Raw genomic sequence first — 11,905 nt, 5'->3', positions numbered from 1 at the left:
GAATTAAAGTAGTTGTTATGATTAGTTGAAAAAGCGGCGCAGCTGTCTCAAACTCCGGTACATCACTCTTCTGGCAGAGGATACATGTGAAAAATTAAATATTTCAGCAATCTGTTCATAGCTCAATCCTTTAAAATAAAAATAATAAATGGCGTCCTGTTCAATCCGATCCAAGGTCATTAAGGCTTTATTCAATTTTTCCAGTTGTTCCGCTTTTACCTGTTTGTTGATATAAACAGCCTCGATAGATGATTCTACACCAAATAGCGCATATTCATCCGGTTCTTTTACATTAAACTGGTGGCGGTTTTTTTTGAGATATTCAATAACCCTTCTTCTAAAAGATTTTAATAAATAAAACTTGATAGAATTGGTATCTCCAAAACCCAGTCTGTTTTTTCTCAGATAAAGGAAAAAATCCTGTAAACAATCCCGTACTAATTCCTTATCTGAAGCGTATTTGCAACCATAATCATAGAGCATCCGGAAATAGTTGTTATAGATGCTGATAAAGGCCAGTTCATCCCCTTTTTTGAATTCATTCCATAATAATGAATCGGACAATTTACCAGGATCTCCAAAGTCTGTCGTTCTTGCACCCGTGGAAGCTGAAAAAGGTATACGCGGGACATTTCCCTTGGTTAATCTTATTTCATCAAAAGCCATAGCAACTTAATTAATAACGCATAAGCGCCAGTTTTTCATTATTTTTATTCAGTGGAAGGTGCCCGTAAGCAACAGATCAAAGCTCTTTTATTTTTTATCAATAATTTCCTACATATTCACTACTATTAGTATTAAAGTATCATAAGTTTGCACAAACGGGTATGAATGAAGTAACCTTTATAAAATTGTCTCGATGAAACCTCATCTTCTAAAAGTTTCTTTGGAACCTGAGTCTTCTTTCAACATTTATAAAAACAAAGGCTCCAATTTTTATGATCAATGGCATTTCCATCCTGAAATAGAGCTTATCTATATTCATAAAGGACGGGGAACACGGTTTATTGGTAATGATATCAGCCGGTTTGAACCAAATGAATTTTTCCTGATTGGTTCCAATCTTCCACATATGTGGCGTTGTGATCCTGATCAGCTGGAGGAGGCTGCATACACAGCAGAAGTAACCGTTATTTATTTTCACGAGGATTTTTTAGGGAACAAGTTTTTTGATGTCCCTGAACTGAATGGAATCAAATCATTACTGGAAAAGGCAAAACAGGGAATAAAAATAACCCCGCGGAATCCGTTAAAAGAGCTGATCACCAAATTATACTCTGAAAGAGCGATAGAGAGAATTATTGCATTACTGACGATCCTGGATAGGATAGCAGTCACAAAAGAAAAGGAATATATTAATACATCGTACTACCCCCTTAACTATGATAAGTTTGAAGCGGATAGATTAAATAGAATTTTCCAGTACACCTTAACCAATTTTCAGACAAAGATTTCCTTACCGGAAATAGCTTCCATCGCTAACCTTACTTCAAAAGCATTTTGCCGGTATTTTAAATCCAAAACAAGAAAAACATATTATCATTTTTTACTAGAAGTAAGAGTCGCGCATGCCTGTAAATTGCTTTTAGAAAAAGACATTACTGTTTATGAAGTTTGCCTGGAAAGCGGGTTTAACAACATCTCTAATTTTAACAGGTACTTCAAAAAAATAATAAATAAAAGCCCGTTGGAATACAAAAAAGAACGCTTCGGGCAGTAGGGCGACTCTTTAGCAACAATAGCTCATTTTACTGTTTTTTGACTAATATTTGCCACATATTTGTTATATTCGAGTTATGCAAGTATCCGAATCTCCCAAAAAACGTGTAGTTGTGGTTTATTGGAAAGGCAACCACGACAATCCTTTTGAAGTTTTTTCAAGCCTCAAAAATTTTTGTCTTAGCTACAAAGAATATAACTATAATACACTTTGCAATTATCTAAGCAAAGAAAAGATTGCCTATGATAATGAAAAGGTTCGTATAGAACGTAAAAATGTTTTTTTGAAGCCTAAAACAACCCAGAGTTATGAAAGAAAAATAATGCCAGTAGTACGAAGGGTGTCCTTAAAAGCAGCTGATGACTACATGCACGATTTATCTTACTGGTTAACCAAAACACCGTTGGAACGTTTGTCAGCAGTTACTTTCCTTATCAGGCAATCATTAAAAAAAGGGCAAAGACTGGATAAAACAAAAATGGCCAGGACAAAATTAAAAATATGATACTGGAAAAGGATTTTGAGGACTTTGTAAAGCTGCTGAACAAACATGAAGTAAAGTACATGGTTGTAGGAGGCTATGCGCTTGCACTTCACGGGAAACCACGCCACACAGGAGACCTGGATATCTGGATCAATATCTCTGATGATAATGCAAATAGGCTGCTGAAAGTAGTAAATGAATTTGGACTGTCTTCGCTCGGCTTACAAAAGGCGGATTTTCTTGAGCCAGGCTACATTACCCAAATCGGTTATCCTCCATTACGCATTGATATTCTGAACACAATTGATGGTGTGGTGTTCGAAGAAGCTGTCAGCGGAATGCAAAAGATACAAATAGACAATGATTTTGCTATATACTATATAGGCTTAACTGATTTTTTAAAAAACAAGCAGGCTTCCGGCAGGAAACAAGATTTATCAGACATAAAAGAAATCAAAAAATTACAAGCGATCAAACAAGCTCAAAGGAAAAGCAAACACTAATCATGTTTTATCTCAATCATCAGTGGAACAATAGATCCTTTATCTTTCAGCGGATCAATACTTACCTGAAATCCTACCTGCTTATCTGTATACCTGATTTTATCTTTCGCAATCAGTTTATTACCCAGTGCGGAAATTATTTTTGAAGATAATCCTCCATTAGAAGCATTCATTTTATTCACGATCTCATCTATATTCATTTTTTCCTTAGAATAAAGAATAAGCAGATAATCGATCCCTTTATTTTCATCCATCTTGATCACTTTAGTATCAGAAGGGAAAGCCACAACAGTATTCGCACCCACACGGGTACTCGTTAAATGATCGAAAGGAAGGATTTTATTGATTTTACCACTCAAGTCCGTAGCAAACGCATAGATATATGCTTCCTGATCTATATTCATAAAAAACCGGAACTTAGTTCCACTCGTATAGCTATTCATCATGGTATAGGCCACCAGCTCTTCTTTTGCGGCAGCTTTTTCTTCTACAACAAGGTTCCTGCTGCTAATCCGGTTAACAGCCATATTACTACCTGTATTCAGTTTAAATTCAATATTGCCACCTAAATTAACCAATGCAGGTGAAGGCAGCGGTTTCGGGTTGGGTGTCTCTTTTACATCAGGCGCCTTGGTATGCGGGTTGGCATATGGTTGCACCGCCATGAGGCACCAACGGGTATAGTCATCATACTTTATCCAAACCATTCCATTATCTCCCCATTTGGTTCCCCAGCTGTTTAAAACCCTGAATGCACCACCAGCTATTTTATCATCAAAACCAATGACTGCCATGGCGTGCCGGTTATGTTTCCAGTCACCAAATGATTCTTTGGCAGCAGGCTTCCACACAGCAGTTTTTATGGAGAAAAAGCTTTCCGGCAGCATAAAGGCAATAGCAACCGGACTTCCTTCCATGATGGCTTTTTTGGTCAACTCAATCATCTCCTGTGACTTTTTAGCATAAGCATCATCTTTGCTGATACCCCTTTGTGTAAATAAAATAGCAGCATCACTTATTTTATAGTTGGCGGCTTCTGATTTTGCCCGCTCTGTAGGGACAACACCACATTTATATGGTACGGTACTCAATGTAGCATCTCCCACTTTTATTAAAGTATTAAGGGCTTTTACTGTACTGGCTCCATCCTGACAATCATGATCGTCGCTATCTTTAATATGCTCGTATAAAAAAGTAGGAGAAAAGGCATACCTGTTAATTAATTCCTTATCCGTAAGGCCATGCGTTTTAGCATACAATATGGTAGCGATACCATAGCCAACTGCCCAGGCAGTGCAAGTCCCATATGGACCCTGATCACCGGCAACCGGCGCATACTTTTCAAGTGAGTACTGACTTGGCATGTCTCTGAAGCTTCGTTCAGAAACGGCTATTTTCTGTGGTGTTCGTGCTATTAAATCAAGATCAAGCACTTCGCCCATACCAAACCGTTGTTGGGCCTGTGTTAAACAAACAGTAAAGAAACAGAGTAGTATAAGGATAGATCGTCTAAAAATCATTACGGCTTTTTGCCGAAGATATCCAATACATATAAGTTTAAAAATACTCAGAAGTAGGTATACTTCTCCATGCGGATACTACATCTGTGAATTATATTTTTTTAATGCGATAAGCTGCGGATTTTATTACTTTTTAATATTGGGATTTGGCATATAATAAAAATGACCATCTTCTGCGCCCACCAATAAATCCGGAATGCCGTCCTTGTTCCAGTCTACGGTGGTAGGGCTTGTATCATGACCGGCTAACACCTTTGTTGACATCGGTGCAGGATTACTATTTATCTGCACCATACCATTTACGGTTCCTGTATTCTTCAGCATACTTACATTCAGACTATTGACCAGGATATCCGGTTTCCCATCTCCATCCCAATCGGCAATGGTGAATTTTCTTCTGCCACCTGCGCCAAATTGTCTTGTATTTAATATTAATGGACCAGGTGTTTCAACGGTGAGTTTATGATTTGCATTAAAGCCGCCACCTTCGGTACCATAAAATATTCTTTTGCCCGGCTTTAATATTTTTTCACCGGCTTTTTTAAAGCCTTCAAAATAGGAAAGGTACCCTTCATGGTCCAGCATAATGAGGTCTGTGATGCCGTCTTTGTTCCAATCAATAACATACGGCGTGGTTCTCCATTCCGGTACCAGCATGCCCGGCTTCGTTTTCCACCAGATCCAGGAAGGTTTCAGTACAATGGCATGATCCCAATCTACTTTTACGTATGCTTGTTTGGCCAGTTTGGGTGCACGTTTGCTGCCTGTATTTTTATACCAGATAACTTGTCCCCAGATAGAGTTTACGATAATATCTTTAAGTCCGTCACCATCCCAATCCGCCACTGAAAGGGTAGTATATCCCCACTTAGCTTCACTTGGTCCTTGTATGGAGCCATTCTCGCCGGCCTGGATCCTGATTACTTTACCGGCACTTTCCAACAGCTTTGGTGCGGCCCATTTAGGTGTTGCGCCGTTTACTCCCAGGTTTTCAAAAAAGGAAATATATCCGGCAGAACTTCCGGAGATAATGTCTTCATCTCCATCACCATCCCAGTCTACACTTACAGGCGTAGCTAAAGCGCCACACTTCACATTATCTGCCTGCTGTTTAAAATACACAGGAGATTCAAATACGGGCATTCCCTTCTTCACTTTGCCTGTATGCCTGATCAGGGCTACTCTTCCATCTTCATCTCCCACTACCAGGTCTGTAAAGCCATCTTTATCCCAGTCTACCGCTACAGGAACGATCATTTCCAGGTCCATTTTAATAATCCCCGATGGATTTTCCAGTAACCGGCCTTTTGCATACACCGGTTTGCTTCTCGTTCCTATATTTTCAAACCAGGTGAGCTTATCCAGAAACTCACCACAAATCAGATCCAGGTCTCCATCGCCATCAAAATCTGCAAAGTTGGGAGAGGGTGCACCGTAAACATCAATATCCACACCTGCTGCCTGTATTTTCTTTTTAGGGAGATACTTTCCATCTTTATTTTCAATCAGGAAAACATACCCATGTAATGGTCCGCTATTCCATTTACCCTCACTACTAAATCCATCATCCCAGCCATATTCAGACCAATCATCTATCCCCATAATAATATCCTCATCACCATCATTATCATAATCTACCAATTTCCATTGATTAAAGCGCGGTTTTTTACTGAATTCATGCAGCACAGCGTCCACTGCCAGCAACTCCTTTTTTTCTTCGCCAAAAGTTTGGGTAAAGTGTAAGATCTCTGCTCCGGGCACTAATATTCTTGCTTGTCCGTTTACATAAGAAATCTGTATATCCTTAATTGATGGACTCAACTTTACCGGAACCGCAAATACAGGATTTTTATCTCCGCTTGTATTTTCAAAATAATAAAGGCCATTGAATGGTTTATCAGGACAAGAAACCAGCATGTCCATATCACCGTCATTATCAAAGTCGATAGGGATTGGCCATGCCCAAAGTCCCACTCCTAAATCTACGATAAGACCCGGGTTATTATATTTAAGGATCTGAAACGCCGTGTTTGTATCCTGTGCAAGAACAGGTGCGCTGTGGCAGACAGCAATTGAGATGATCATACAACAAACCGCCAGTGTTTTACTAAAGATATTGGTCATCATCAGATAGATTTAGTTTTTGATTGTATTCTTCTTTAACTACGATGAAGTTACTGGTTAACCGGCGGGTTTTTCATAGCATGTTGGCTACTTAGTATACAATGTTATCAGCGGATGCTTAGGACAGCAAAATCCTAATAAACAAAATCCCCTTTACTGTCAGATGAAGTAGTGGTTATTACAAGATAAAATGCCTGATAAATTTATGAAGCATTGATAGCTTTTTTTTGAAGGAATGATGATTGAATTTTCAAGTCTTAAAGGCAATTTTTTTCTTCATTTCCATTCTAAATTCTTCGGGGCTAAGTTTGGTCATTTTCTTAAAAAAGCGGCTAAAATAAGATGGGTCCTCAAAACCAAGACTAAAAGACATTTCTTTAATATTCTCATTACCAATAAATAATAAATGCTTTGCCTCGATAAGTAGTCGTTCTTGCAAAATCTGATTAACTGTTTTACCCATTTTTTGCTTTAAAATCTGGTTTAGCCGCTTAGTAGAGAGGTGTAGTTTTTCGGAATAAAAATCAACTTTTTTTTCAGAAGTATAATGATTCTCCAGCAGCAATAAGAAATGATAGATCCGCTTTTCATTAAGATCCGGACTGATAAGTTGCTGTCTTGATCCGGTCATCAGCTTTAAAAGAAAAGCCTTTATCAATGTTCTAAGCAACAAAAGATTATCAGTATTTTGTTCATACTCGTCTTCAATAACTTTTACAATAGCAGTTAGCGTTTTGATATTTTCTTCATCAATAAAGAGCGTACTAAATTCCCCATTGCTGCTGAACAGATTAAATACATTCAATGAAAATTCTTTTGCCTCATATATTAACAGATCTTTATTAAAGGCAATAAGAATTCCATTTTTTTTATCCTTTTTAAATTGATAATTTCTGAAAGGTGGGATTAGGTACATCCAATCACCCTTAATTTTCATTTTTTTATTATCGATGAAATGCGAAGGTCTTTCATTCTTTACCCAATAAATCTCGAAATATAAGTTTCGGTCGGGGTTACCAAGGAAAGTACTATCCAGTTGCTGAAAAGTACTGATATAAAAATGGCGATTTTTCAAATTCAATCTGGCTATCATTTCTGTAATGCTCCCATTTTGTCTTTAAATATACAAAAAAACAAGGATCTGCGCGGTCTTCACCCGCTCCTTTTACTTTCAACTGATACGTGAAGGCTGAAAGGTTCCATTTAATCCTATCAATGGTCACTATAGTCCTGCAAATTAAAATAGACGTTGTCTATCTTCGTTTCAGCATGTAAGAGGTACATTATCAAGTTGAATAACCCTCCCTGCTTCTTCGATGAATTTAAGACCGATATTTTATTTAACGCACCAAATAGAAGATTATGAAACAAAAAACATTTAACGACGGATTATTTAAGAATGCCACAGCAGTTGTAACCGGTGGAACCTCTGGCCTTGGCGCTTCAACAGCCATTTATCTCGCAGAATTGGGAGCAAAGGTGTATGCAGTTGGATTGAAGGCAAACCATTTGCAAATCCCCGAAGGATTGAACATTAAAGCAGTTGAATTAGATGTAACAGATGAAAGCGGGGTTACGCAATTCATACAAAGCCTGGAATCTTTGGATATATTATTCAATGGTGCAGGGGTTAACCTTCCCAATCAGCACGATATCCATTCATTTAAAAAGTCTATTGATATCAACCTCAACTCCGTTTTCCATATCAGTACTTTAGCCCGGCCACTGCTGGCAAAATCTAAAATAGCCAGTATAGTCAACGTGTCTTCCATGCTTGCCATTTTTGGTAATGCCGGTGGACCTGCTTACAGTGCCAGTAAAGGAGGAGTAGATCAGGTGACAAAGTCATTGGCAATAGCCTATGCTGAAGAAGGAATTCGTGTAAATGCCGTAGCACCCGGTTGGATTAACACGCCTTTATTGGAACCATTAAAGGATACGCTGGGTAAATCTATTTTAGACAGAACACCGTTTAACCGTTTCGGTGATCCTGAGGAAATTGCCCAGGTGGTGGCATTTCTATCATCTCCTGCAGCATCCTTTATCACAGGTACTATTTTACCCATAGATGGCGGATATTCAATTATGTAATCCTATGCTTGTTTGATTATCGTGTGGTACATAAAAGCCCAGGAATAAAAAGAGGTCGTCATTGAATGACCTCTTTTTTTACTCCTCCATTTACCAACATCAGCAATTCATAACTGCGCACCCTTGCCTTCAAATCGTAAATATTGCTGGTAAACATGATTTCGTCCAGTTGGAATTGCTGCTGAAACCGGGTAATTTCAGCCTTTATTTTTTCAACATCTCCAATAAATGAATACCGCGTCATTTGTTTCACCGACGCTTCTTCATAATCACTCCAGCGCCCTTCCATAGTATCTACAGGTGGCTGAAGCTTTCTACGATTACCGGATATCATGTCTACTACCAACTGGTAATAAGAGGTGACTAACCTTTCTGCTTCTGCATTGGTATCTGCCACAACCGCATTTGTACAAGCCATCAAATAGGGTTTCTCCAGATACACCGATGGACGAAAATCCCTTCGATAAATATGAACCGCCTCTTCTAAATGCGTGGGGGCAAAATGGCTGGCGAAAGCATAAGGCAATCCAAAATTTGCAGCTAACCTTGCGCTATCGGTACTTGAACCAAGTATCCATATCGGTATATCCAATCCTTCTCCGGGTATAGCCCGAACTGAAGCTTTTTTGTTATCTGCCGAAAAATAAGTTTGTAAAGCAATAACGTCATCAGGAAAAGTGAGGACAGTATTCAAATTGCTGCGACGCAAAGCTTTGGCGGTTAACTGGTCTGTACCCGGTGCACGGCCAAGTCCCAGGTCTATCCGGTTTGGGTACAATGATGCTAACGTTCCGAATTGTTCCGCTACTACCAGTGGAGCATGATTTGGTAACATAATACCTCCACTCCCCACACGCATTGTCTTTGTGCCTCCTGCTATATAACCTATCAGCACTGCCGTTGCGGAACTGGCTACTGTTTCCATATTATGATGTTCCGCCAACCAATATCTGTTATAGCCAAACTTCTCTGCCTGTTGTGCTAATATCAGACTGTTTTTCAAAACGGTTTCAATCGTGCCTCCCTCAATAATCGGTACCAAATCAAGTATAGATAATGGGATGTCTATTAATTTTTCACTTGTCATAGCTGTCTTTAGAAACATGGTCACTAATAATGCTTGAGCAATCCCAAGCAAAATGTTAGGATTTTGGATGTTTTTGTTGAGCTCCCATCCTGTTATGAATTTATTTGCTTAGTAACCCAAAGGTAGCTCTTGTCGCTTACAACAAGTAAGTAGTTACCTAAAAGTAAGCGCATCTATTGAGTAGTACCTTAAAGAGTAAGATGGAACATATGGAATGCAATGGGGATATACTTCCAATAAAAAGATGCCTTAGATGTGATTAATGGTAAATGGAAAATACTCATCCTATCTGATGATCCGGTTGACGTGAACTTTTGTGATTTTTTGAGCGTAACCCAAAAACAAAAAGCCTGTAGATGGAGTATCTACAGGCTTTAATACCTTTCAGTAATATCTTGCGGAGAGAGAGGGATTCGAACCCTCGGTACAGTTTAACCCGTACGACGGTTTAGCAAACCGTTCCTTTCGGCCACTCAGGCATCTCTCCGTATTTCCCTGAAGGGGCTGCAAAAATAGGAAAAGTTTTATATTCTCCAAAAGCATTTTCGTTTTTTCAGGAAAAAGATAAAAACGTTCCCTTCGGGAGGGCGTGATTATTTAGCCTTCAACGTTATAAAGGTTCTTCCATATCGCAAGCGGATATTTCTTTTCTTCCTGCCGGTGACAGCTGATGCGATTGCGCATGGCTCCCGGCGCGTCCTGGCGCTTTACAGCCAACTGTACGCCCTCTTGGCCCTGAATGGCAAGCTTGCTGTTTTTGGCACCTGTATATGCTATTGACATGACAGCTTCATATAATAAAAAGAACCGGCTTTGTGCCGGGCTGCAAGAATCTATGATATATACAATAATTACACAATATAAGACAGTAGCTTTATAAAACAGTAATGCCGTTCTGTAAAAGAACGGCATTACCAAAATAGGTTAGGGGGGAAGAATGAGTTACATGGCAGCTAATTGTACTTTCTGCTGCAATTCAATGACACTGTCCCGGAAATTATTATCCGTATCCATCAGATCTTTCACTGTCTGACAGCTATGAATCACTGTTGTATGATCACGGCCACCGAAGTGTTCTCCAATAGTTTTTAAAGAATTTTTAGTAAAGGATTTTGCCAGATACATGGTAATCTGACGGGCTTGCACAATTTCACGCTTCCGCGTTTTTTGCAGCAACTTATCATATGGCACATCAAAATATTCACACACCATCTTCTGTATACTCTCAATCGTAATTTCTTTGGAAGATGTTTTTACAAATGATTTCAACACGCGCTTGGCCAACTCCAGATCGATCTCTTTGCGGTTCAGCGATGACTGCGCCAATAATGATATCAAAGCGCCTTCCAGCTCACGTACGTTTGTCTGAATATTATAGGCCACGTACTTCACTACTTCCTTTGGCATCTCCAGTCCATCGTTCTTCATCTTCAACTCCAGGATTTCCATCCGGGTTTCAAAATCAGGGATCTGAATATCCGCACTGAGGCCCCAACGGAAGCGGCTCAGCAAACGTTCCTGTACACCATCCAGATCTTTGGGCGCCTTATCTGATGTCAGGATAAGTTGCTTGCCCGACTGATGCAGGTGATTGAAGATCGCAAAGAAAGCGTCCTGTGTTTTTTCTGCGCGTGCAAAGAATTGTATATCATCTACAATTAATACATCTATCAATTGATAAAAATGAATAAAGTCATTAATGATATTATTCTTCGAATGATCAATGAATTGATTGATGAATTTCTCAGCACTCACATATAACACTGCCTTGTTGGGATGGATGCGCTTTACATCATTTCCCACCGCCTGTGCTAAGTGTGTTTTACCAAGACCTACACCACCATAAATGACCAGCGGGTTAAAAGAAGTACCACCGGGCTTTTCAGCCACTGTCTTCCCCGCCCGCCGTGCTACACGGTTGCAGTCACCCTCTATATACGCATCAAACGTATAATTCGGATTTAGTTGTGAATCAATCTGTACCCGTTTGATACCTGGGATAACAAATGGGTTCTTCACCGGATTGTGGATCGTCAATGGGAAGTTCACTTCATTGTCTTTCTGGGGTTTAGTAAACTGCGTGGGCATGTTTACAGTTCTGGGATGCTGATGTGGCGTACCGTTCTCTACTACAATGCGGTATTCCAACCGGGCTTCTTTACCTAATTCTCTTTTAATAGTTTTCCCTAACAATCCCACATAATGCTCCTCAAGGTATTCGTAAAAGAATTGGCTGGGGACCTGGATGGTTAAAACATTGTTTTCAAGTTTAATGGGTTTAATTGGTTCAAACCAAGTCTTAAACGGCTGCCATTCCACTATATCCCTAATTATATTAAGACACCTTTCCCAAACTTGTTCGCAAGTTTTATTCAT

General features: G+C 39.3%; 11 protein-coding genes and 1 tRNA gene. 4 read left to right on the top strand and 8 right to left on the bottom strand.

Annotated elements, in window-relative coordinates:
* Positions 1–21: 21 nt before the first annotated feature.
* Positions 22–666 (bottom strand): sigma-70 family RNA polymerase sigma factor, encoded by a 645-nt coding sequence (locus ABQ275_RS00060; RefSeq protein WP_349316214.1) that lies wholly within the window; start codon positions 664–666, stop codon positions 22–24.
* Between the two features lie 193 nt (positions 667–859).
* Here ABQ275_RS00060 and ABQ275_RS00055 point away from each other — a divergent pair, with 193 nt between their 5' ends.
* From ABQ275_RS00055 to ABQ275_RS00045, 3 genes are all read left to right on the top strand, one after another.
* Complete coding sequence (locus ABQ275_RS00055) at positions 860–1,720, top strand: AraC family transcriptional regulator (RefSeq protein ID WP_349316213.1); 861 nt, start codon at positions 860–862, stop codon at positions 1,718–1,720.
* A 76-nt stretch (positions 1,721–1,796) separates the two neighbouring features.
* Entirely contained in the window at positions 1,797–2,225 is a 429-nt protein-coding gene (locus ABQ275_RS00050) for a hypothetical protein (protein WP_349316212.1), read from the top strand.
* Positions 2,222–2,707 carry a nucleotidyltransferase gene (locus tag ABQ275_RS00045; RefSeq protein WP_349316211.1) on the top strand — a complete coding sequence of 162 codons (486 nt, stop codon included), beginning with the start codon at positions 2,222–2,224 and terminating at the stop codon, positions 2,705–2,707. Before ABQ275_RS00050 ends, ABQ275_RS00045 begins: the two co-directional genes overlap by 4 nt.
* Here the strand turns inward: ABQ275_RS00045 and ABQ275_RS00040 are convergent.
* The 3 genes from ABQ275_RS00040 to ABQ275_RS00030 all read right to left on the bottom strand — a co-directional run bounded on the left by ABQ275_RS00040 (position 2,704) and on the right by ABQ275_RS00030 (position 7,444).
* Positions 2,704–4,227: a C1 family peptidase gene (locus ABQ275_RS00040; RefSeq protein ID WP_349316210.1), complete on the bottom strand. Its 1,524-nt coding sequence runs from the start codon at positions 4,225–4,227 to the stop codon at positions 2,704–2,706. The two genes, ABQ275_RS00045 and ABQ275_RS00040, sit on opposite strands and share 4 nt — an antisense overlap.
* A gap of 126 nt (positions 4,228–4,353) precedes the next feature.
* Positions 4,354–6,354 carry a VCBS repeat-containing protein gene (locus ABQ275_RS00035; protein WP_349316209.1) on the bottom strand — a complete coding sequence of 667 codons (2,001 nt, stop codon included), beginning with the start codon at positions 6,352–6,354 and terminating at the stop codon, positions 4,354–4,356.
* A gap of 247 nt (positions 6,355–6,601) precedes the next feature.
* The gene (locus ABQ275_RS00030) at positions 6,602–7,444 is read right to left on the bottom strand and encodes an AraC family transcriptional regulator (protein WP_349316208.1); all 843 of its coding nucleotides are present in this window, start codon (positions 7,442–7,444) and stop codon (positions 6,602–6,604) included.
* A gap of 269 nt (positions 7,445–7,713) precedes the next feature.
* Here ABQ275_RS00030 and ABQ275_RS00025 point away from each other — a divergent pair, with 269 nt between their 5' ends.
* Positions 7,714–8,442: an SDR family oxidoreductase gene (locus tag ABQ275_RS00025; protein WP_349316207.1), complete on the top strand. Its 729-nt coding sequence runs from the start codon at positions 7,714–7,716 to the stop codon at positions 8,440–8,442.
* Between the two features lie 58 nt (positions 8,443–8,500).
* On the opposite strand, the gene ABQ275_RS00020 is transcribed toward ABQ275_RS00025, so the two are convergent.
* From ABQ275_RS00020 to dnaA, 4 genes are all read right to left on the bottom strand, one after another.
* Positions 8,501–9,580, bottom strand: coding sequence for an LLM class flavin-dependent oxidoreductase (locus tag ABQ275_RS00020; protein WP_349316206.1), 1,080 nt, complete (start codon positions 9,578–9,580; stop codon positions 8,501–8,503).
* 347 nt (positions 9,581–9,927) lie between these two features.
* A tRNA-Ser gene (locus ABQ275_RS00015) sits at positions 9,928–10,016 on the bottom strand.
* A 110-nt stretch (positions 10,017–10,126) separates the two neighbouring features.
* On the bottom strand, positions 10,127–10,312 hold the full coding sequence (locus ABQ275_RS00010; RefSeq protein ID WP_349316205.1) for a hypothetical protein: 186 nt from the start codon (positions 10,310–10,312) through the stop codon (positions 10,127–10,129).
* A 159-nt stretch (positions 10,313–10,471) separates the two neighbouring features.
* Positions 10,472–11,905, bottom strand: a complete 1,434-nt coding sequence (dnaA, locus tag ABQ275_RS00005; protein ID WP_349316204.1) for a chromosomal replication initiator protein DnaA — start codon at positions 11,903–11,905, stop codon at positions 10,472–10,474.

This window comes from Chitinophaga sp. MM2321 (assembly GCF_964033635.1).
Taxonomy (GTDB): domain Bacteria; phylum Bacteroidota; class Bacteroidia; order Chitinophagales; family Chitinophagaceae; genus Chitinophaga.
The sequence above is the reverse complement of the archived record's forward strand: the minus strand, read 5'-3'. Positions and strand labels throughout refer to the sequence as shown.